General features: G+C 57.0%; 13 protein-coding genes. 7 read left to right on the forward strand and 6 right to left on the reverse strand.

Going from position 1 to position 22,104, the window contains the following annotated elements; genetic code table 11:
* Positions 1-19: 19 nt before the first annotated feature.
* Together AAFH99_RS05325 and AAFH99_RS05330 are read right to left on the reverse strand one after the other, a co-directional pair.
* On the reverse strand, positions 20-649 hold the full coding sequence (locus AAFH99_RS05325; RefSeq protein ID WP_406828881.1) for a bifunctional 4-hydroxy-2-oxoglutarate aldolase/2-dehydro-3-deoxy-phosphogluconate aldolase: 630 nt from the start codon (positions 647-649) through the stop codon (positions 20-22).
* Positions 646-1,548: a 2-dehydro-3-deoxygalactonokinase gene (locus tag AAFH99_RS05330; protein WP_406828882.1), complete on the reverse strand. Its 903-nt coding sequence runs from the start codon at positions 1,546-1,548 to the stop codon at positions 646-648. Before AAFH99_RS05330 ends, AAFH99_RS05325 begins: the two co-directional genes overlap by 4 nt.
* Positions 1,549-1,783: 235 nt before the next feature.
* On the opposite strand from AAFH99_RS05330, the gene AAFH99_RS05335 reads away from it, so the two are divergent.
* The 4 genes from AAFH99_RS05335 to AAFH99_RS05350 all read left to right on the forward strand — a co-directional run bounded on the left by AAFH99_RS05335 (position 1,784) and on the right by AAFH99_RS05350 (position 5,518).
* Positions 1,784-2,743 carry a dihydrodipicolinate synthase family protein gene (locus tag AAFH99_RS05335; RefSeq protein ID WP_197023887.1) on the forward strand — a complete coding sequence of 320 codons (960 nt, stop codon included), beginning with the start codon at positions 1,784-1,786 and terminating at the stop codon, positions 2,741-2,743.
* Entirely contained in the window at positions 2,740-3,918 is a 1,179-nt protein-coding gene (locus AAFH99_RS05340) for a mandelate racemase/muconate lactonizing enzyme family protein (protein ID WP_406828883.1), read from the forward strand. Before AAFH99_RS05335 ends, AAFH99_RS05340 begins: the two co-directional genes overlap by 4 nt.
* Positions 3,919-3,982: 64 nt before the next feature.
* Positions 3,983-4,747 carry an IclR family transcriptional regulator gene (locus tag AAFH99_RS05345; protein WP_043320742.1) on the forward strand — a complete coding sequence of 255 codons (765 nt, stop codon included), beginning with the start codon at positions 3,983-3,985 and terminating at the stop codon, positions 4,745-4,747.
* Positions 4,748-4,789: 42 nt separating this feature from the next.
* Positions 4,790-5,518: an SDR family NAD(P)-dependent oxidoreductase gene (locus AAFH99_RS05350; protein ID WP_043320743.1), complete on the forward strand. Its 729-nt coding sequence runs from the start codon at positions 4,790-4,792 to the stop codon at positions 5,516-5,518.
* Positions 5,519-5,840: 322 nt separating this feature from the next.
* Here AAFH99_RS05350 and AAFH99_RS05355 read toward each other — a convergent pair whose 3' ends face one another.
* The 4 genes from AAFH99_RS05355 to AAFH99_RS05370 all read right to left on the reverse strand — a co-directional run bounded on the left by AAFH99_RS05355 (position 5,841) and on the right by AAFH99_RS05370 (position 13,634).
* The gene (locus tag AAFH99_RS05355; protein ID WP_406828884.1) at positions 5,841-8,357 is read right to left on the reverse strand and encodes a TonB-dependent receptor; all 2,517 of its coding nucleotides are present in this window, start codon (positions 8,355-8,357) and stop codon (positions 5,841-5,843) included.
* A gap of 302 nt (positions 8,358-8,659) precedes the next feature.
* Complete coding sequence (locus tag AAFH99_RS05360) at positions 8,660-10,381, reverse strand: BNR-4 repeat-containing protein (RefSeq protein ID WP_406828885.1); 1,722 nt, start codon at positions 10,379-10,381, stop codon at positions 8,660-8,662.
* A gap of 308 nt (positions 10,382-10,689) precedes the next feature.
* Entirely contained in the window at positions 10,690-12,000 is a 1,311-nt protein-coding gene (locus AAFH99_RS05365; protein ID WP_406828886.1) for an NAD(P)/FAD-dependent oxidoreductase, read from the reverse strand.
* A gap of 410 nt (positions 12,001-12,410) precedes the next feature.
* Complete coding sequence (locus AAFH99_RS05370; protein WP_406828887.1) at positions 12,411-13,634, reverse strand: FAD-dependent oxidoreductase; 1,224 nt, start codon at positions 13,632-13,634, stop codon at positions 12,411-12,413.
* A gap of 312 nt (positions 13,635-13,946) precedes the next feature.
* Between AAFH99_RS05370 and AAFH99_RS05375 the strand changes: the two genes are divergently transcribed.
* From AAFH99_RS05375 to AAFH99_RS05385, 3 genes are all read left to right on the forward strand, one after another.
* A complete protein-coding gene (locus tag AAFH99_RS05375; RefSeq protein ID WP_406828888.1) occupies positions 13,947-19,526 on the forward strand; it encodes a DUF748 domain-containing protein in 5,580 nt (1,859 codons plus the stop codon).
* Positions 19,527-19,555: 29 nt separating this feature from the next.
* A complete protein-coding gene (locus tag AAFH99_RS05380; protein WP_406828889.1) occupies positions 19,556-21,496 on the forward strand; it encodes an aconitate hydratase in 1,941 nt (646 codons plus the stop codon).
* 311 nt (positions 21,497-21,807) lie between these two features.
* Positions 21,808-22,053, forward strand: coding sequence for a hypothetical protein (locus AAFH99_RS05385; RefSeq protein WP_406828890.1), 246 nt, complete (start codon positions 21,808-21,810; stop codon positions 22,051-22,053).
* Positions 22,054-22,104: the final 51 nt, after the last annotated feature.

Genomic DNA, 22,104 nt, shown 5'->3' on the forward strand with positions numbered 1-22,104 from the left:
ATCTATTCTCCCGGCTTTTTTATAGTGTCGTGTGAGATCGCATATTGCCGATGATTTTCGCTGCCTGATCGCGGATATCGGCCAGTGATTTTTCTGCGGTAAATAGCTGTGAGCCAATACCAACGGCATCTGCTCCCGCCTGCATAAATCCCCGCATGTTTTCAGGGGCCACGCCACCGACGGCCATCAGGCGTACCTGTGATGGGAATACCGCGCGCACCTGTCGAAAAAAGCTCTCACCACAGCTCACCGCCGGGAATACCTTGAGCCAGCGCGCGCCCGCGTTCAGAGCCTGCATCATTTCGGTTGGTGTAGCGACACCGGGCACCGGTTCAATCCCCAGTTCCAGCGAATGCGCAATCAGGCCTGGATCACAGTGGGGGCTCAGCGCAATCTGGCATCCGACATCGGCGAGCGCGTTCAGCTCTTCCTGCGTACGTACCGTACCCGCCCCGATCACCAGTCGGTCCGTAAATTCTTTACGGATCAGCCCGATACTCTGGACTGCATTTGGTGAATTGAGCGGGACTTCCACAGTGGTAAACCCAGTGTCCAGAAGAACGCTCGCCACTTCCAGTGCGCGCTCCGGTGTCAGTCCTCTCAATATGGCGACCAGTGGCTCCCTGAATAGTGCTTCATTTAAATTCATAGTGCTTGCTGCTCCAGGCGTAGGCTGGAAATCTGACAGATTGCCCCGCGCAAAGCTGCCTGTGCATCCACAGTTCGCGCGGAATAACCGAGGTGCGCGAGAGCCGATTTATAGAGGCCCGCCAGCACTGGTGTGCCGGTGATACCAATGGGCTGAGCCGCGGGGCATGTATCCCGAATTCCTTCGGCAATTTCGCTACCGATCAACAGACCGCTCACGTAGTCGCTGGCAGATTGGTTGCTGAGTTCTGCGAGTAGGGCGTCTCCACGCACTGAAAATAACCGGCGCCCCAGCCCTTGCTCCGACATGCCGTCGTCGACACCGCGAAGAAAGTCCGAGGACGACTGTGCCTCCTCTGTCAAATGGTGACGCAGCAAACCGTACTGTCTGAGCAAGGCGAACATTTCACCGGTAATCGACGTGAAGAAACCTTCTATCCCGCCGTCGCGAAGCCGCATCCATTTGGAATGGGTACCGGGGGCAATACAAATACCCGATCCTTCGGTGAGCGCCCAACCGAACGCTTGCAGCTCTTCTCCGCGCATCACATCCCAACCTGTCGCGCTGCGGAATTTCACGCCGGGTATAAAGTTGACGGTAAGTTCACCCATGGGGACAGCCGCAATGGCATCGGCGATATCCGAGAGTTTGGCCGGCGCTTCCAGATACGGCATGTTGTACCAGCCGACAGACGAACCCACCATGCCACAGGCGAATACCTGCGGATCCTGCACCGGACAATTTCGATAGGCCTCTGACGCCACCTCGATCATGTCTGCGCGCGTCAGGCTGGCAACACCATCTCTGGATTCGGAGCGCCCAAGCACCCGACCCTGCGCGTCCAGATATATCGCTCGAAAATTTGTTGTTCCCCAATCCATCAACATCAGCGCCGACATCAATCACCTCCACTCAACAGAATACCGATAATCTGCATTATTCACATAATATCTATAATAGCAACGTTGTTGGTGAGGTAAGACTATTGGGGATATGGGTTAAGCTCATTATTTCACGATTTCATGCATATTTTGGCTGGGTGCCGCTCTATCGCCAATAATTAAGTTGCACATATAGCAACATATGGGTAATCTAATAACCACTTCTGTAGCGGAACGTAATAAGGATCAATTCGTGAGTAATTCAGACGCAGGCGTGCTCAAAGGCACCTTCCCCGTGGTTCCCACACCGTTCGATGGGAAGGGTGGAGTCGATTGGAGGGGCCTTGAGCGGTCTGCCCAATATATTCTTGAGGCGGGTGCCGACGGCCTGGTTTTCCCCGGCCTGGCCAGTGAGTACGCGCAACTCACGGAGGAGGAGCGTTTTGAGGCTACCCGTCTGATCGGCAACCTGTGCAAAGACCGGGTGCCATTTATTGTGGGTGCTGGGGCAAGTACGCCGGATGCGGCGATCCGCTTTGCAAGGGCCGGCGCCGAAGCCGGCGCGCAATGTGCCATGGTAATGGCACCCAATCACTATGCGGATGACCCGGAAGCGATGCGCGCGTTTTTTGACGCTGTTGCGGAGGCAGCCGGGATACCCATCATGCTGCAAAACGCGCCGGCGCCGATGGGAGCTGGACTGCCGGTGGAACAGATAGCTTCGATCCTGAGTGCCAATCCGGCGATTGAATATGTGAAAGAGGAAACCATGCCCTGTGGTCAGCGGATGGAAGCGATACTGGCAACTGCTCCGGCCACACTGAAAGGGGTGTTTGGTGGCGCCGGCGGGCGCTACATTCTCGATGAGCTTTCTCGTGGTGCCTTGGGTACTGTGCCTGCCAGCGAGCTGACCGAGGTGCATGTCGCTCTGGTCAGCGCGTGGCAGCGGGGTGAGCAGGAAAAGGCCCGAGAGCTTTTCATTAATATGCTCCCCATTCTTAACATGCAGGCGATCTTTCGCTGCAATCTCACCAAGTGGGTGTTGATGCAGCGCGGAATTCTCAATACCTGTGAAGTGCGTGTACCCGGCCCGACCATGGATGAAGGGGACCGTCAGGAGTTGCGGGCCTTCTGGCCAAGAGTTGCCGATATAATGGGGAAGCTTGAGTCTCGCCAAAGTACCCCCGGGCCAGAGGAAGTTGTTCTGCCATGATTTCGAAAATCGAGTCTGTTGAAACCTGTGTAGTGACAATCCCCAGGGAAACGCCTTATCTCGGCCCCCTGGGTGAGGGCGAAGAGGTAAACCGAAAGGGTTACCTGGTTCGCGCGGGGAATCGTACCGTTTACCCCAGTGTCGATCGTTCGGTAATCGTAAAAATCACCGACGCCAGCGGTACGGTTGGGTGGGGAGAGACCTATGGTATCTGCGCGCCCAATGCGGTAACCGAAATTATCGAAGATTTACTGGCGCCGGTTATTGAGGGACGCAACGCGCTCGATGTTGCCTGTATTCACGAAGACCTGTACGACATGATGCACGTACGAGGGTACTTCGGCGGATTTTATCTTGATGCACTGGCGGCGATCGATATTGCGTTGTGGGATATCTTCGGCAAACACAGCAACCAGACGGTGGCCCAGCTACTCGGGGGCACTCGGCGCAAGAAAATTCCGGCCTATGTATCCGGGCTGCCGGAAAGCACCCTTGAGAAGCGTTGTGCGCTGGCTAAAAAGTGGCAGGACAAGGGGTTTACCGGGTTCAAGTTCGCGGGGGTGGTTAGCCACGAAGGCATGGCGAACGAAATGGCTGCATTGCGTGAAACCCTCGGTCCGGACGCCGATATCATGGTGGATATGCACTGGAAATTCAGTGCCGCCGAAGCCACGCGAGTGATCAAGGCGATGGAACCGCACAATCTTTATTTCGCGGAAGCGCCTTGCGCCCCGGAAGATATTGAGGGGCTCGCCACAGTCGCTCGCAGCGTTGCCACGCCAGTCGCTGCCGGTGAAGAGTGGCGTACGGTCTTTGAAGCGCGCGAGCGGGTCAACCGGAATGCCTGCAGCATATTACAGCCTGAAATGGGTCACACCGGTATCACCCAGTTTTCGCGTATCAGTCAGCTGGCCCAGGCCTTCCACTGCCGGATAATTCCTCATGCGAGTATCGGTGTGGGCATCTTTCAGGCTGCGAGTCTGCACGCCTCTGCGAATGTGTTGCACCTGCCGTATCACGAATATCAGCATTCGGTATTCGATCGGAACCTGCAGTTTCTGGAAACGGATATGGATTGCCGGAACGGGTACTTTTCATTGCCTTCCGGTCCGGGCCTGGGTGTAACCCCAAGCAAAAAGCTCTGGGCATTTAGTACCAAAGACCTTTCGAGTTAGCGCGATGTTTGACTCTGGGCAGGCGCCACCGCAAGATAGCCGAGTCAGAAATGGACTCGATATCATGACCGCAAAAAAAGGCACTCAGGCGAACCAAAGCATCATCGACGGGTTTGCTGTACTACAGGCCCTGGCCATGTCGGAAGACCCGATCGGCAGCCGCGAGCTCGCGCGCAGACTGGGAATGGAAACGACCAGGGTGAACCGCCTGCTGAAAACGCTGGCGTATATGGGGATTACTCAGCAGACCCCCAATCGCAAATACGTCCCGGGTCCAGGTATGCATGTGCTCGCGACCCAGAGCTTGTACGCTTCCCGGCTTCTGCGCAGTGCCATCGCTCCACTGGAAAAACTGGCCTTTTTCGGTCACACGGTGGCACTGGGTGTGCTCTGGCAAGACTCGGTGTCTTTCCTGTATCACCGGCGTCCGGGTATGGCTTCTGCTGAGGCCATCGGGCGTATCGGTTTACGTCCTGCGACCACCAGTGGCATCGGCATGGCGCTGCTGAGTTGCGAAGAAGAAACGTACCTCGATCAGTTGTTCGAGGCGCGAGAGGTGCCGGGTTTCGACGATGGTCTACCCGCGCTTAAGCAGGCTCTCGCAGAAATTAAAGAATCTGGATTTGCAAGAATTCAAGTGCAAAGTGATTTACCGGAAGCACCGGATAAGCCCACGCATACGATCGCGGTACCCGTTGGTCTTGACACCAAGGCTGCGGTCGCGATTTCTGGCTGGATTCCCGAGTCCGCTTCCCTCGATATTGCCGACGCGCTGAAGACGACGACCGAAGAAATTCGCGGAAGTCTGCAACAGACAAAACCCGCTTAGTCCGCTTTGGCGCGTAGACGCCCCCACTAGAATGAGAATGTCATGTCTGAGGTAAAACGAGTTGCTGTCGTTACTGGCGCGGCCGGCAGCATTGGTGCTGCTATCTGTCGACAGTTATCCGAAAGCGGTGTTCTGGTTGCCGGGATTGACCTGAAGCAGCCTACCGATGCGGATCTCAATCTCGCCGGTGACCTGGCCGACGTCACTACACTCCCGCAGGCAGCGGAGAAGATTCTGGAAACGCTGGGGTCACCTTCGATACTGGTGCACGCTGCCGCCCTGAGCGATCTTGCCGATACGCTGAGTGCCCGGCTGGATAGTTTTCAGCGCCTGATGCAGGTCAATGTGTTCGGTGCTATGCAATTGGCACAGGTTTTCTGCCCCGGGTTCCCCGCCAGTGGCGGAGCCATCGTACTCGTGTCTTCTATCACGGGCCTGGTGGGTGCCCCGGGTATGGCCAGCTACTCCGCTTCCAAGGGGGCGATCCATGCGCTGACTCGTACTATGGCCCTGGAGCTCGCACAGAAAAATATTCGTGTGAATAGTGTGAGCCCTGCATCCGTTGATACGCCAATGTTGCGTGACAAACTGAACCAGCAGCCCGACCCCGCGCTGGCACTGAAGCAGAATATTCAGCGTCATCCGCTGGAGCGTCTGGGGCAACCGGAAGAGGTGGCCAACCTGGTGCGGTTTCTGACAAGTGATGAGGCGAGCTGGATTACAGGCTGTGACTACCGCATTGATGGTGGTGCAACGATAAACCGCAAATAGTCCGGTGCTGAAACACCCGAAACTTCACCGCTGATCGACCACTTGATACTGTGGACTTAAAGCCCCCGCAAGTGGTCCCGCCGCTACTGGCTTCCCACACCTCCCCTCAAGATGCGCTTGATGCACTGCGATAGCGTGGTCGCCCGGAACGCTACCCAGTTCTAAACGCACTTCCTTTTTCGCGGGTCACCAATTCACTGATCTGTGACCGTGCCCGTCCCAGTTTCAAGGGGTGGCTGGACTACTGATTGCCGGCTACAAAAAAGGCGCCCCGTAGGGCGCCACTCAAGGGGATGAATGCAGTCGCATTCGTGAGGATCTGTTAAAGCGCGTAGGTGAAAGATACCTTGTAGATCTGACCGTACTCCACGTTGCGACGGGTGGCTTCCGAGTAGGCGTTGTATTGCAGCTGACGGGTGTTGAGCAGGTTCAATGCCTCAAGATTCACCGTAAGATTGTCTGTGACGTGCCAGTTGGCAGTCGCAGAGAGGTCGGCGTAATCCTTGTAGTAAATACCGGAATCGCCATTGCCAATACCATCAAGATAATCGTCCCGCCAGTTGTAGGCGACGCGGAAGCCAAGATTTTCGGTCTCGTAATAGCTCACAAAATTCACGTTGTGCTTGGAAAGACCTGGCAACGGCAGCACCGACCCGTTTGCGTCCGTGAACGGCGTTTCGCTGTCGGTGTAACTGTAGGTCGTCATTACACCCAGACCATCCCAGCCCGCCGGAAGGAAGGTAAGCGGTTGTTGATACAGTAATTCCAGCCCTTTTACCTTCCCGCCTTCGCCATTGACTTTCTGAGCAACGGTAATCGGGTCACTGTAGCCGGGAATGTCTTTGGACTGGATGGTTTGGACGATGAAAGATTCGACGTCTTTAAAAAATACACCGGCGGACAATACGGCTTCCGAGTCGAAATACCATTCACTACTCAGGTCCATCTGGTTGACGATAAACGGATCCAGATCCGGACTGCCGCTCTGGCCGGTATTGTCGCTGAATACGTGTAGACCATTGTTGAGGTCAGCAGTGTTTGGGAAGGTAAGTGCGCGGGCAGCGCCAACCCGTACCACCCAGTCTTCGCTGAGATCAAATTTCGCGACCGCGGATGGTAGGGTCTCACTGTTCGAGACCTTGGCAACCGTTGGGCTCACTCCACCATCTGCGTCTATCGCATTACCGGTGGAAGTCATGTTTCGCTCTACCTGGCGTATGCCGAAGTCGCCGGTGACAATCACATCACCCAGCTGCACGTCGTAATTCGCTTTCACATAGTAGGCATCGATGGACTCATCGATAGTGAAGCTACCGAGTGGATCCAGTCCGATATTGCAGATCGCCTGTTGTTCGCTATCGTAGAAGTCAGCGAGGGTGCCGCAGCCCTGCCAGGCACTTTTGTCCACAACCAGGTAGCGGGAGTGGGCGTCGCCTGCGTCACCGGAGAAAAAGTCGTTACTGGAGAAAAGTGTACTGATATCCGGCAGGTCGCCAAGGGCAAAATTGGGGCGAATATCTGCACTGCGGTATCTTACGTCGGTCTCCAGTGTGTTGCTGCGCGCGCCGAGTTCAATGGAGGTGATCGCACCTTCCAACTGCCATTCAAAGTCGAAGCGGGCAGCGCGGTCGGTACTTTCCTTGGCAGTGGAATTGTCATACAAGATTGCCAAAGCCAGTTCATCCAGATTGGTCAGGTCGGCATCCGTAAAATCTACCTGTGGTACATCACCGTTGCGCAGATCAAACGCGATCTTGCCTGCGTCTTGTGTCTGGAAACGGATGAAATCCTGCTCCATAGAGGATTCGGCAGCGGTGTTGGCAAGTTCCGCAGACAGAGACCAGCGTTCGGTCTCGTAGCTTCCACCAATTGCTGTGCTGGTAAATGCGGAAGAGGCGTCGGCAAATTCCGTGTTGGTTTGCGCAGGCCGCACAACCTCTGCCGCCATTAACGTCTCATTATCAGAAAATACCGGATTGGAGATGGTGCAACAGTTCCAGAAGCCCGTCCAATAGCGGTTGCGGTCCGATGTAATTTCCGAGAAAAAGGTGTCGGCATACAGTTCCAGTTCATCGCTGGGCTGCCATTGCAGGAAAGCACTTACGCCGCTGCGTTTGCGGTCGTCTTCAATCTGCTGAAAGCGCATGTCCCGGTGAATCTGCCCGGGAACCCCATCGCCGTTGGGGTCGATAGTGGTGAGTCCATCATCGCTCGACAATTGGCCGTAACCGCTGAATGTGTTCATTCCATCTTCGCGTACAGACTGATTCGCTTCGGTCGCACTCACTAGTACACCGAAGGTGTCGTCGGCGAAAGTACCGCTGTACATTGCGAACCATTCACTGTCCGTTTCACCGGCAAGTTGTGAATGCGCTCCAGTGAGCGAGACGGTGCCGTGGTGCCCCAGATTGTCCAGCGGGCGACGTGTGACTACATCCACCACGCCACCGAGCGCCCCCTCGATCTGGCTTGCGGGTGTCTGTTTGTACACTTCCAGACGGGACACCAGCTTGGAAGGAATCTGGGCGAGAAGGCCGTAAGAGGACCCTTCCAGGGTATCCGGCCCGCGGCTACCGCGACCGCCGGCCTCGATGACCTGCCGCCCATTGATCAGAGTGACGTTCTGACGCATCCCGCGAATCGATACATCGCTGCCGCCGCCAATGCCTCGGTCAACCTGTACGCCGGATACCCGTTGCAGGGACTCTGCCACATTCGCATCCGGCAGCTTGCCCATATCGTCAGCCATAATGGCGTCGAGAAACTCGGTTGCATCGCGCTTGCGATCCACCGCCTCCGCCATGACCTGGCGGATACCACTTACGGTAATTTCCTCCATCTGCCCGGGTTGCTCCTGCGCGAAAGCAGTTGCTGATAATGATGCGACGGCCATCGCTAGAGCCGCCTGAGGAAAATTTCCTCTCGCATGAAACATTTTCATTAGTCTCTCCTGATTATTATTGCTTTCTAAGCAACATTTATTGTTGGAGGGCCATGGGATGGCATCTATATAATCATAGAGTGCGGCCCTGACCCTAGTACATCTCTCCTTTCGGTTCAATGAGTATTTCAATAATAGCAACGTCAGTTTTGGGTCAAAAAAATGAGGGGGAGGCCCCCTCTAAACCATGCCTGGAGACATTATTGGGTTTTACATAAATGCCAGATTCCTGCGGGGGTAGGGGAGTTCGCTCCGAGTTGAACCTGACCTCCCGCTGCCTGAGCCTGTAGGTGCTCAGGGTCTTGGTCGACGTTAATTACCGCGTAGCCGCCGTCGTTATCGCTGTCGATCAGCTTCCAGCGCATATTGGTGTTTGAGAAGCTTTGTTGAGTCACGCTGATCAGTGCACCGGAACCATTTGCGGTCAGACGCATGCCATTGGCATCGCTTATGAGGCCAAATTCACCGTCACTATCCCCGTCCTGCAATATCCAATGGGTAGAACTTCCAGTGTCATTACTGACAGACGCCAGGTCGCCACTGGAGCCCCCTGTCAGCTGTTGCCCGTACTGTTGGTTGGTCAGGTGATAGGTGCCAGGCTGAGAGCCACTGAGTGTGCCCGACAGGCAGGTCTGTTCCGGCGCTGATGTGAGATGTGTGCCGACTTCAAATGCGTATAGAGACCCGGAGTTGCTGTTGATTCCGGTGGGTGATGTGGCATAGATGTGATCGATATTTCCAGCGCGCTGAACGGCAATTCGTTCGATCGAACGTGAGTTATCCAGAATATAGCTGGACCAGCTACCGTCACGCTTTTCCGCGACCATCAACTCTTTGTTATCGGTAACAAAGTAACTGCGTGCCACTGTGCCGTCGTGAGTGTGGCCCAGTGCGGCGATAGTGTCATCGGTATCAAACAGTAAAGTCTTATCCACCCAGGCAAAGCCATCCCAGCGAATCCGGTAGACGTCATAGTCGCGGGGGCCGGCGCTGCCACTTGTGCGATACCGGTAGGTTACGCTGGGTCTGTTTTGCCCGTCTAACGCGAGTTTGGCACTTTGAATTCCTTTGCCCTGGCTGCTTGTCGAACCGGACTGTTTGACGAACTCTTCGCCTTCCTCAAGTGCCTGATAAAAGAGGCCGGGAGTGGAAAGTGAGACTGGCGTGGTCACCACCTGTCCATCCGCAGTGGTGAACTGTCCGCTGGCTGGGGAATATGTCAGGTAGCTGCCATAGTGTCGCATCGGGTTGGTCGCCCCGGCCGCCCACTGAAAAATGATATGCACCGTGCCGTTGGCATCCACCTTGATTTCATCGGGATAGACCATGTCGTTTGGATTGAAGGCAAAGGTCGCTTCGTGTATCCAGATGTTGGCGCTGTTGTCCCAACGCACCAGCTCACCTTTCCCGCCCTGGCCGCCGGCTCTGTTGCGAACCGCAACATAGACATCACCATTCGGTGCGGTGGCGGCCACCGGGTAGGTCAGGGATGCGCTACCCGGAACAATGTCGGTACGTCGGCGAATGTCGTCGATGTTCCCCGCGGTGGACGAGCGAAAATAGTTCCAGCCGTTGTTATGTAAATCCGTGAAAATGTGGATAAACCCATCGCCATCGACCGCAATGGTCGGCTGATCGTGGCCGAGATCATCGCCGTGTTCCCAGATTGTGCCGTCGGCCTGTTTGAGTGTTCCCGTCTCCCATTCACCGGTAGCCCGCCGTACCGCAACGGCGCCCTGATGCTTGGAGCTGCTGGACCCCGGGGTATTGGCGGCGAAGTAAATTTCTCGTCCCGATATCGCAATGGGTTTCCACCAGCCCGCCTGGTTAGAACTGTCTACTGTTACCGGCACAGATTCAACCGCCACCTGCGCCGATGCGTAGGCGCTGGCGAGAGCCAGGCCTGTAATCCACTTTTTCATTATTAGAATCTCTCATCGACGTTGAGATTTAAATCTATAATAGCAACAAAAGTGATGTCAATACCCGCGGGGATGCCGCTTGATACGCCGTTTTTTGTATGTTTCCTGGAAAATTGCTGGTATTTCAATGGCTTGCAGAATGCGTGGAATTGTTGCGCGCTTGAATTTATTTCATATATAGCAACATATTGGGCGATCTGCTGTACTGGTGAATCTGTTTTCTGGCAGGTGATACCGATGCCACGGCGTGACATCGGTAAATCAGTGAAGGGATTTCGAAAGGGTTGGGTAGCTGTTGGCGAGTGCCGTCAGTGCATCTTCAGACGCGGTTTTACGAACCGGTTCGCCTGGCCGATTACATACAGCAACATCGCCTTGGGCCAGCCGTGTAGCGCGGCCAGGTGCATCCGGTAGAGGGAGCGGTAGGCGAGCCCGGCGAGGCGCCCCTCGATGGTGAGGCTGCCCTTGACCAGTCCACCCATCAGGTTGCCCACCGCATCGAACTTCGACAGGGACACCAGTGAGCCGTGGTCCTTGTAGGTGAACGGCTCCAGTTCAGCTTCGGGGTTTTCAATCAATCGAATCAGGTTGGCGCTGGCGGTCTTGGCCATCTGTTGGGCGGACTGTGCCCGTGGCGGAACCCGTACGCCGTTGCTGTCTTCGCAACCGGCGCAGTCCCCCAGGGCAAAAATCGCCGGATCATTCTTGCTGCGCAGGGTGGTTTCCACTTCAATCTGGTTGCGCGGGTTGACCGCGAGGCCATCCAGTTGCTGAAGAAAATCCGGGGCTTTTACGCCCGCGGCCCATACTCGAATGGCTGCGGGAATTTCCTCCCCCTCTTTGGTGATAAAACCGGCCTGCGTCGCCTCTGCGACCTGGGTGCTGGTGAGTACACGCACTCCGATTTTTGTCAGCTCCTTTTGCGAACTGTTGCCGAGGCGTTGCGGAAGTGCCGGAAGCAGGTGTGGGCCCGCTTCAATCAGGGTCACCTTGAGATCGCCGTTTTTGATACGCCCGTAGTGGCCCATCTCATGGACCGCGTCCACCAGTTCCGCTGCCAGTTCGACCCCGGTCGCGCCCCCACCCACGATGGCGATATGCACGGACTCTGTCACTCGACTTTCCAGCTGCAGAAACTGGTCCAGCAGGCGCGTGTGAAATTTCTGTGCCTGCTCGGCACTGTCGAGGAACTGGCAATACTCGCGCACGCCGGGGGTGTGGAAGTCGTTGCTCTGGCTGCCGAGGGCAAACACCAGGTAGTCGTATTCGAGTTTGCGCGCCGGTACCAGCGGGGTACCGTCTTCACTGCAGACCTCTGCCAGCTCTACAGTTTTGTTTTCCCGGTCGAGCCCCTGCAGGCTGCCCAGTTCAAACTGGAAACCATTGGCGCGGGCGTGGACCTGATAGTTGAGCGCATCGAGGCTGCTATCCAGCGCACCGGTAGCGACCTGGTGCAACAGGGGTTTCCAGATGTGGGTGCGATTTTTATCAACCAGGGTGACCTGGGCCGCGGGGGATTTGTTCTGGCGACGAAAGCGCCCGAAGGAGAAGTGGCGTCCGAGGCTGGTGGCCAATTGCAGGCCGCCGGCGCCACCGCCAATAATGACGATTTTTTTCATATCAGAGTTTCCTGTAGAGCTTAAAAATAATTCGGCTCTTCGCGGCACTCTGTGAGACCCATTTCGTTCTTGTCCCGGTTTACCCCGGGGATTTTATGCCGCCAGTATTGCTGCCGTGCCGGTATTTGGCAATGGTTTAATGGTTTCATGAGAAATGGTTACGGGCTGCAAGCTCCGCAAAGTACGCCGTTCAGTGCGGGGGCGAATACTTAGCCTGGCTGTCAGTTCGTTGCCGAAGGCTCTTCGTGTGTCGCCGAAGGCTCTCAGTTTGTGGCTGAAGGCTCTCAGTTTGTGGCTGAAGGCTCTCAGTTTGTGGCTGAAGGCTCTCAGTTTGTGGCTGAAGGCTCTTAGTTTGTCGCTGATGGCTCTCAGTTTGTCGCTGATGGCTCTTAGTTTGTCGCTGAAGGCTCTCAGTTTGTCGCTGATGGCTCTTTCTGTACCGCTGTTGTGGGAGCGTTGGTCGCAACGTCAGAGGGGGCGGCGTCAGCCTCTTCCGTTCGCGGTAGTGACAACTGGCTGATCCGGTTGATGAAGCGGCGCTCGAGAAATTCTTTGCAGTGCGCGAACGCAGGGCCCGCCGCTGCCAAGCCACCGCAGGCGGCAATCGCTCCTGAGGAACCGCAGGAAAGCAGGCGTAACCATTGGCGACGGGGGCGATAAGGCTTGAGAGGTTGTGCCCGAAGTGCCGCGCACAAGTTGTGAAACAGTGTGGCCCCTTGATTGCAGGCTTCAGCCGCGGACTTGGGCAGCTGTCGGGATGTACTCGCTATATCTCCCACCGCAAAAATATGGGGGTGGCTGTGGGATCGCAGGTCGTCGTCAACCTGTACGAAGCCACGTTCATCCACCGCAATACCCGTTTGAGTGAGCCATGGGGGCGCAGTGGGCTCCGTGCACAGTAGTGCTTTGTCAATGGGTATAAAGCGGCCTTCGTCGCTGTAGATACCCCGGGCGGTAATCTCCGCTACCCGCCAGCGGTTGTGGCTGTAGACCTTTAATCTGCCCATCTCCCTTGCGGCCAGCTGGCGTGCCAACAATGGGTACCCGGCGGGTGTTTTGTTTCCAGCGTGCACCAGGTGAATCTCTACTCTGCCGCTGTAAACCGGTTCCTCCAATGCGCTCGCCATGGCCATGGCCAGTTCAAAACCGCCGGCGCCACCGCCGATAACACCCAGTTTCAGTGGGCGGCGCTCACTGCTTATCTGCTGCCGTAATTGTTCCCAGTAACGTAAAAACTGTCCGATGGGTTTGACCGGAATTGCGTGCTCTGCGCCGGGAATGCGGTGGCAGGATGTGGCACCGACGGCCAGAGACAGAAAGTCGAACGAAAGGTCCGGCTGCCCCAGCAAGGACACGCGATTTTGCTCTGGATCGATATTGTGTGCACAAGCCTGGATAAAACGCGCGCCTGCCGCGCGACACAGACGTGCCAGGTCGATGTGGATGTCGCTTAGGGAATACTGGCCGGCGATCATACCCGGCATCATGGGGGAGTAGGTGCTTACCACCTGAGATGAAACCAGGGTCAGGCGTACGTCTGCTACGGGGTTGATTGCCCACCGCCGCAGTAGTTCCAGGTGGCCGTGACCGCCGCCGATCAATACCACGTCCTGACTGAGGGGTTGCTTGTGCATGGATTCCTTCCGCACGCCCACCGCAGCTTCTTTTGCGACGGCCGGTCTCTGTGCCGTTTTGATTGAAATATAATCAGTGTAACGGTGGTTGGTGGAATAGCACGGTTTCAGCGGAGTCATCGGTGGTATTTGCTGCCGGAATTTTCGCGACAGAGAGGCTTCATTTTATTCGGCGGCACCGGGCCGCACTAAATCGCCATTTTGTACGAGCAGGCGACATCTGGATCCGGGCTACTGGTCTTTAATGTAGAGAGCCCGCAATTCCGCCACGGTCGCGAGAATTGCGCGAAATACACTGTTCGCCGAGCCTCGATGTCTAACTCACCACACGATTTACCGCCAGTATCCCCCGCAAGGGACGCACAGCGCAGAGGCGTGCATCGCGTTATGTGGATTCTGGTGGCGATTCTGCTGGTGATCACTGGCATTAACTTCTTTCTGTCGATTTACCTGCCCGGCAAGGTGCAGCGGTGGTTGCACCAACATGGCCTGGAAGCCCAGATACAGCATATAGACGTGTCGTTGCCCCGGTTGCATGCGCACCTGCAGGGAGTGGAGGTGCGCAACCAGTATGAGCGGGGATTTCGCGTGCGCGAAGCGACACTGGGCCTTAGCTGGTGGCACCTGCTAAGGGGGAATATCCACGTCAAACTGGTTGAGCTCGACGGCGCCTACATGGATCTTGAGTCCACACCGGGCAAGCGTGGTCGGGTTTGGGAAATCGGTGGCTGGCATCTGGCGGAAGGTGACAAGAAGCCGAAAAACTGGCGAGTTGATCTCACTGCGGCGACATTGCGCGACAGTGTGGTGTGCTATCAACACAAACCTCAGTGGACCAGTCCCAGCTGTGTGCGGATTGGCAAACTGGTCCTGGATGACTTTTTTGTCAGTGGATTTCGCGAAGCCAGCGAGGCGTTGAAATTCGATATCGGCGCCGCGGATCTGCGTGTGGAAAACTTGCTGGCCTGGGATGAATTTGCGAACAACGTCTCCCGTTATGGGCTGAGCCGTCGGGTGCAAGAGGCGGGTGAGGGGGATATGCGTAAATCCCCTGAAGAAAACCCGACTCTGGCACTGGTTGCTTTACGCAGTCAGCACATCCACTTTGCGCGGCCGGGCAATGCGTTGCGCACCGAAGAGCTGTTTGCGCACAAGTTTGCGGGGTGCCCCCCTGACCGCTGGGCAGAAGCCATTCCTGCGCTAAAACGCATCGCCGGGCATTGCGGCATAGCCCGCCGTCTTGAACTGCGGGGCTCGGCACTGTTCACATTTGGGGCAAAATCCGAAATTGCCTGGCACCGCCTGAGTGGGGAGGAAGTACGGCTGCGCTATCGCAATCGGCGCTATCCCAACTGGTATACACAGACCATTGCGCTGAACAGCTTTGACTTTCAGCGCCAGGATAAATCACTAGGCTGGGAGAGTGGGGGTGCCAGCGGATTCTCGTGGTGCCCGAATGCGTGGCGCGAGGATGCGCATCACTACTGCGTTCGCGCCGGCGTACTGAACCTGCCGCGAGCAACGGAATTTCGCTGGCGCAACGGATTTGCGGTGGACCTTGTCGAGGCCAGTCTCAGCGAGGGCAGGCTGGTGGATATGGCCACCAAGGTTCAGGATGCGCGCGCCCTGACCCTGAATCAGTTGCGCCTGGGTTCCCTGCAGTACCGCAACGATACACGCCAGCTCGGCTTGTATCAGGCACAGCTGGATGTAGCCAACGGCTGTTTGCCCGGGGGGCTGCTCGGTACCGCGAATCAATGTATCCACCTGTCGCAGTTGCAGGTGGCGGAAGGTTTTTCCGTACAGTTTCCACGGAGCCTGGCCTCCGGTGGGCGGCCGGCACAGACCTGGGCTCTGCACAGTGATGCCTTGTCGCTGCAAAGCTTTCGTATTGCAGGAACGCAATCGGGCTCAGCGGACGGTGCACACACAATACAGCCCGATCACCGGTTGGAACTCGCCGAACTTGAGTGGGCGCGCCTGAATCTTGTGCCCGGGGAGCGGGAGTTTCTCGCCGAAGACTTCGCGTTGAAATCTCTATCCGGCTGTATGCCCGAGGGGTTCCTGCCTCAGCGCCTGTCCCCTCTGTGCGGGCGGATGAATGCGCTGGAAGGGAAGGGCAATTTCATTCTGCGCAGTAAAGCGTCTGATACCGACACCGCATCACCCTACCTCATTCTCGGCGAGCTCGCGCTGCAGGGCTTGTTGTTGTCTGATCACCTCACCGGCAACGCCAATCGACAAACAGGGCTCGCGCTGACCGGGTTGCGTATCGGCCCGGGGCTTTTTCGTCGCAGTAAAGCACAGCGCAATCCGGGAGAGTATTTCGCCACGGGGCAGGGGCACTGGTGGGTGATGGAAGAGGACGGCGTGGCCCTGGAAGGCGAAGTCAGTGAGGCGGTGAGTGGAGAGAAGGGTCAGCTGGTATCCGGATCAACTGACGCGGGTAGCCGGAGCGAGGGTGCGGCCGCGACAGCAGGGAAAGCCGGTGCGGCTATTGGCAGTCCGATTCAGTTCAGCAGCACGGAACTGGAGCTGGACGCGGTATCGCTCGAGCGATTGGACGGCTGCCTGCCAATGGCGTGGCAGCGAATACTGACTCCCGGTAGCGGGGTGCGTCGCGCGGCCTGTTTCGATATCCACAATCTGAAGCAACAGCAGCCATTGCATCTGCAGTTGGAGAGACAGCGCTCTGTCACTGCGCAAAACACGCCGCCAAGCAGCGCTTTCCGGTTTGGAATGCGCGCCGCTGAACTGCGCCTGGACAGCGCCGAGATCAATACCGCTACCGGGGAGTCCCTGCTGTCGGTGACGCAGCTGCACCTGCCCAAGGCCAACCTGAAATATCAGTCCGCGCCGACAATGGCACAGCTGGACGTGCCGGGTGCGGCGCTGGATAGCGCCGACTTCTGTCTGCGAGAGGTCCGCTGTGTACAGATAGAAACCCTGCGCACCGGTGAAACCTTCATGCTTGATTACCGGCGGGCCCATTTTCGCGCCGACCTGAATCAGCTGGCGCTGGCGCGCTTCTCTCTCACCGGCGGTCAGAATGAGCTGACTGCGGAAGTGCGCGATCTTGCCGGACTTTCCCTGGAAATCGACCTGCCGCGGGGGAGGGCGGCGAGTGCCGACTGGCAGCTGGATTCACTGCACGCCACCCGGCTGGATCTGTGTTGGCCGACTACTGGCGATTCGGACGCCATGTGGCCACGTTGTATACGCGGTCGCGATTTATCCTCCGACGGTACCGGGTTGGCAATACAGCAACTGGCACTGCACGCTTCGCTGCCAATGTCGACGCCTGCAGAGCGCACTGATCAGCGGCCGCAACTGGAATTCGGGCAGCTGCGAATCGGGGGCATCGGTATGGTGCAGCCCGCGCCGGGTCAACCGGTAATGCTGAATCTGCGCAATGTGCAGCTCGAGTCCCTATCGGGCTGTGGCCCAGAGGCGTGGCTTGCCGCAGCTCGCCTGCGAGGTGAGAGCCGCGGTCGCTGGGGGGGGTGCCTGGCACTGGAAAAATTGCACCTGACCGGTGATAACCGCATCGCGTTGGGCCTCGGCGAACAAAATACTGCGGCGGATATTCTGGATCTGGGGCCGCTGCAAGCGGACAACCTGAAGTTGCTTTCCCCCGCAGACCAGACGCCCAAGTTACAGCTGGCGCGGCTACAGTGGCAGAGTCTGCGCTGGCCCGGCGGCAAGCGTTTACAGGCTGAAGATCTGGTGGCCGAGGATTTTTCCGGTTGCATACCGGACATTCAGGGCGCCGTCGATCTCAACCGGGCCCCGCCCTGCGTGAACATCGGCAAAGTGCAGATCTCCGGCAATCAGCGCCTTGCTCTCGAACATGAAGACGGGGATAAGTCCCAGCAGGCGTTCCGCTCCACCGGTCAGATAGCGGTAGAGGATTTTGTTTTTCTGGAGGGAAATCGCGAGCGCATGGGATTTAGCAGTCTCGATGTGCACGGTCTGGTTCTGTCACCCCATGCGTTTTCTCTCAGGGATGGTGACATGACCGGTATCCGCGGCTGTCTGAAGCCGGTGCACTGGGATGAACAAGCGCTGACGCCATGCTTTGATATCGAAAAAGTCACCGTCGCCAGCGAGCACCGGGTCATTTTGAGCCGCTTCGGCAGTGGTATTCCCCAGCGCTATTTCCGCAATATCCAGGTCGACGGACTTCGTGTATTTCATGGCCGGGGAAATGGCGAAGTGGTGGGAAGCTCCGCTCCCTATTTACAGGCAGAAACCTTGCGGGCAGATGAACTCGGATTCGGCAGTCGTCAGCTGGTCGCTGAGAATTTACAGATTCGTGATATTCAGGGTTGTGTACCGCCCGGGTATATTCCCGGTGTGCGCTATTGCCTGGATCTGCAAAGCCTGGAAACAACCGGCGTGTTTGATTTCGATGCACAAAGCCTGCAACTGGAAATCGCTCAGCTGTTCACTCTGGCGCTAAACGACGTCAAGGGGGACCAACTGCTTGAGACGGAGTTTGCCGAGGCGCGGGGCTTGACCGTTACCCGGGAGGTGGTGCGGCTACTGCACGCTGAGGTGGCCGACAGCAGAGTGCTGCGGCGGGACCCGCGGGCCCAGGAATTCGCCAATCATCAGTGGAATACGCAAGTGCAGTTACTGCGTCTTTCCCAGTTTGAGTATTTTCCAAAAGACCGAATTCTGAGTATCGATACCATCGATTTACTGGAACCACGCAGCATCCTCGCCCGCGGTGTGGCTGGGGATCTCGGTGCCTGGGAGCGGTTTCGCGACCGCCCGCCGGAGTCGCTGGGTAATGAGCGTGTCCGTGGCCGTCTGGCGCGGGAAGCCAATCGCTTTCGCTATCGTGTGGGCCAACTGTATGTGGATCATGGGCGCTTTCTGTGGCTCGATAACAGCGAAGAGTACGAAGCGAAACTGCCGGTGCGGCGTATCAATCTGCTTTTGCAGGGAATGAGTAATTACCCGGAAGACCCGCCTGCGCTACTGGTGTTCAATGCCCGCCCGGGAGGCTTCAGCGAAATGCACCTTGCAGGCCAGGTCAATCTTCTCGAGAGCAGTCACTGGGATGCCAGTCTGTTAGGGTATGTGGAGGGGGCGAACCTGATACCCGCGACCCCATATATTGCGCGCCTGCTGGGTTACAAGATTCTACAGGGGCAACTGGATGCGGAAGTGAATATTGCCATCGAGGACAATCAGGTCGATGCGCTTGCAAAAATGGAACTCGAGAAAATAAAAGTTCGGCGAGTGCGGGATACCGACCATCTGCAGGTGAAAAAAAGTTTCATTCCCCTGAGCCTTGCGTTGGCGCTGTTGAAAGATGGCGATGGCGACGTGCGATTTAATATGCCGGTTACCGGGGAACTGTATGATCCAAAATTCAATTTCAGTTTTATTTTCAGTGATCTGTTGCAGCGCGCGATACTGGAATCGCTATTTGCCTATTTTACCCCTGTGGGCTTTTACAGCCTCGCCAAGTTGGCTTGGGCGCGATTCCGCGCGGTGCATTTTGACGACCTTGCGTTTGCGCCAGGGAACGATACCCTGAGTGCACAGGCCAAAGCAGAGTTAGAGGCAATGGTGGAAGCCATGCGCGACAACCCCAATGCGCGGCCTGGAATATGCGGTGTATCCACGGCGCGGGATTTTTCTGTACTGTTTCCTCATGAAGCTATGGCGGTGAGTGCGGATAGAGCTCAACGGAAGGAGTTTTTCCGCGACCCGCCACGGGGCATGCGTGAGGAGCTCTTGCGTCTCGCCAATCGCCGCAGCCGCCATGTACAGAAATTCTTGATTGAGGCCGGGCTCGATCAGGAAGACTTCATCCAGTGTGCACCGGACTATATTGGTACCGACAACAGTGCCCCGCGGGTGGAATTTTCCAACTGACCATCCCATGAAAATCGAAGGAGCAGGTAATGAGCGCGAAAAAGAACCTCGCCCATCAGTTGATCGAGCAGCACCTGGTGAGTGGCAAAATGCAGCCCGGTGAAGAAGTGCAGTTGAAAATTGACCAGACCCTGTGTCAGGACGCCACCGGCACCATGGTCATGCTGGAGTTCGAGGCACTCGGTCTACCACGGGTAAAAACCGAGGTCTCCGCCCAGTATGTGGATCACAACCTGATTCAGGCGGACTTCAAGAATGCGGATGATCACCTGTTCCTGCGCAGTGCCAGTCGCAAGTGGGGCATCTGGTTTTCCCGTCCCGGAAACGGCATCAGCCACGCGGTGCATATGGCGTGCTTCGGAGTCCCGGGAAAAACCCTGCTGGGCTCCGACAGTCATACCTGTGCCGGTGGTGCCATGGGCATGCTCGCCATGGGGGCGGGTGGCCTGCAGGTGGCATTGGCCATGGCCGGAATTCCATTCTCCCTGGTCATGCCGGAAGTCATCGGCGTGGAGGTGACCGGCAAATTGCCCCCATGGGTAAGTGCCAAAGACGTGATACTGGAAATGTTGCGCCGCTACGATGTGAAAGGCGGTGTGAACAAAATATTTGAATACTACGGCCCCGGGCTGGATAACCTCACCGCCATGGATCGCCATGTAATCGCCAATATGGGCCAGGAAATGGGCGCTACCGCCAGTGTGTTTCCCGCCGATGAAGCGGTACGTGCATTTCTCAAACAGCAGGGGCGCGAGCAGGATTTTGTGCCGATGCAGGCGGAAGAGGGCGCCGACTACGATCACCACGACAGTATTGACCTGTCACAGTTGGAACCCATGATTGCCTGTCCCTCCAGCCCCGGCAATGTGGTGACGGTGCGTGAGGTCGCGGGCAAACCCATCTACCAGAGTTATATCGGCTCCTCCGCCAACCCGGGGCTGAGAGATTTCGTGGTGCCGGCGCGAATGGTCGAGGGACAGCAGGTTCCCGAAGAAATATCCCTGGATATAAACCCTACGAGCCGTCAGGTTTTGGAAGAACTGAGTCGTAGTGGCGACCTCAACCGGCTGTTGCTTGCAGGCGCGCGCCTGCACCAGACCGGTTGCAACGGCTGTATCGGCATGGGGCAGGCACCGGCCTCCGGGCGGATCAGCCTGCGCACGGTGCCGCGCAACTTCCCCGGACGCTCCGGTACCAAAGAAGACCAGGTGTACCTGTGTAGCCCGGAAACTGCGACCGCCAGTGCTCTGTCCGGCAAGATCACCGACCCCCGCGACATGGAGATGGAATACCCGACGTTTTCCGAGCCGGACACACTGACCGATATGCGCCCGCTGATGCTGGCGCCGGAAGACCGTTCAAACGAAATTCCGGTTGAACTGGAAAAAGGTCCCAATATTCAACCATTGCCGGACTTTGACCCGCTGCCGGAAAAACTGACGGGCCCGATATTACTCAAGGCTGGTGACAATGTCTCCACGGATGAAATCCTGCCCGCGGGCACCGATATCCTGCCGCTGCGTTCAAATATTCCGGCCATCAGTCACTACACCTTTTCCCGCATTGACGAGACTTTTTACGATCGTGCGAAAAAGCTCGACGGCGACTGCTTTGTAATCGGTGGTGAGAACTATGGTCAGGGGTCCAGCCGCGAACACGCGGCGATCGCACCGCGTTTTCTCGGCGTGCGCGCAGTGATCGCCGTGTCCATGGCCCGTATCCACCGCCGCAACCTGATCAATTTTGGTGTGGTACCACTGTTGTTCGCCAAACCCAGTGACCTCGCGAAACTGAAGCAGGGCAGCCCATTGACCTTCAGCGATCTGGCCGGACAGTTACAGTCGGGGGATGTGGTGAACATTGAACTGGAAGACGGGAAGCAGCTCTCGGTCACCCACAATATGAGTGACGACGAGGTGGCAACCGTGCTGGCGGGAGGGTTGATCAATCAGGTGCGGGACAGCCACTGATTTTCCTCTTGCCCGCTGACTGCACTTCCAGCCTCCCTGATCGGGCCAAGCAATAAACTGTGCGCCATCACTGAAGGTGGCGCCAGGCTCAGCTGCCGGTTCCATACCCTCTGTGACAGGTCCGGCGTTCGCCTCCCCCCGCCTTGTTTCCAATTGAATTGCCCAATGGCTTGCCCTGGTCTGGCGCGGACATTGACGTTGTCGTAAACGTTGCCCCAAACACCGTCAACGCCACCCGCGTATTCGAACTTTAAAACCAGGTTCCCAACCAGCGCAGCACCCTCACGTTTGATTACGACACCGGCGGCATATTGCAGGGCTACCTGCGCTTCAATCGCTACGGCAATTGGCAATCCACCGGCGGCCAGCTGGAAGCCAACGGCAACGACACCTCCAATGCCACCCGCTACGGCGGCGAGATCCTCACCGACATCGAAGCCCGCTTCACCTTCGCAGAAAACTATATCGTTGCCGTAGGCGGCAAGAATATTTCGACGTGGAGGCGGATGAAGAAGGCAATGGCACTCTGCAATTCCTCTGCGTGCGCCAGGCGCTGACCTCACCGTTTGGGTTTAACGGCGGGTTCTGGTATTTGCGGGCTAGTGCGA

Source organism: Microbulbifer sp. ARAS458-1, assembly GCF_045348205.1.
In the GTDB taxonomy this organism is placed as follows: Bacteria; Pseudomonadota; Gammaproteobacteria; order Pseudomonadales; family Cellvibrionaceae; genus Microbulbifer.

Coding starts and splice junctions, on each gene's coding strand:
- AAFH99_RS05350 (WP_043320743.1), top strand. CDS start 4,790: ATGTCTGAGGTAAAACGAGTTGCTGTCGTTACTGGCGCGGCCGGCAGC.
- AAFH99_RS05370 (WP_406828887.1), bottom strand. CDS start 13,634: ATGCACAAGCAACCCCTCAGTCAGGACGTGGTATTGATCGGCGGCGGT.
- AAFH99_RS05380 (WP_406828889.1), top strand. CDS start 19,556: ATGAGCGCGAAAAAGAACCTCGCCCATCAGTTGATCGAGCAGCACCTG.
- AAFH99_RS05355 (WP_406828884.1), bottom strand. CDS start 8,357: ATGGAGGAAATTACCGTAAGTGGTATCCGCCAGGTCATGGCGGAGGCG.
- AAFH99_RS05340 (WP_406828883.1), top strand. CDS start 2,740: ATGATTTCGAAAATCGAGTCTGTTGAAACCTGTGTAGTGACAATCCCC.
- AAFH99_RS05360 (WP_406828885.1), bottom strand. CDS start 10,381: ATGAAAAAGTGGATTACAGGCCTGGCTCTCGCCAGCGCCTACGCATCG.
- AAFH99_RS05375 (WP_406828888.1), top strand. CDS start 13,947: ATGTCTAACTCACCACACGATTTACCGCCAGTATCCCCCGCAAGGGAC.
- AAFH99_RS05330 (WP_406828882.1), bottom strand. CDS start 1,548: ATGTCGGCGCTGATGTTGATGGATTGGGGAACAACAAATTTTCGAGCG.
- AAFH99_RS05365 (WP_406828886.1), bottom strand. CDS start 12,000: ATGAAAAAAATCGTCATTATTGGCGGTGGCGCCGGCGGCCTGCAATTG.
- AAFH99_RS05325 (WP_406828881.1), bottom strand. CDS start 649: ATGAATTTAAATGAAGCACTATTCAGGGAGCCACTGGTCGCCATATTG.
- AAFH99_RS05345 (WP_043320742.1), top strand. CDS start 3,983: ATGACCGCAAAAAAAGGCACTCAGGCGAACCAAAGCATCATCGACGGG.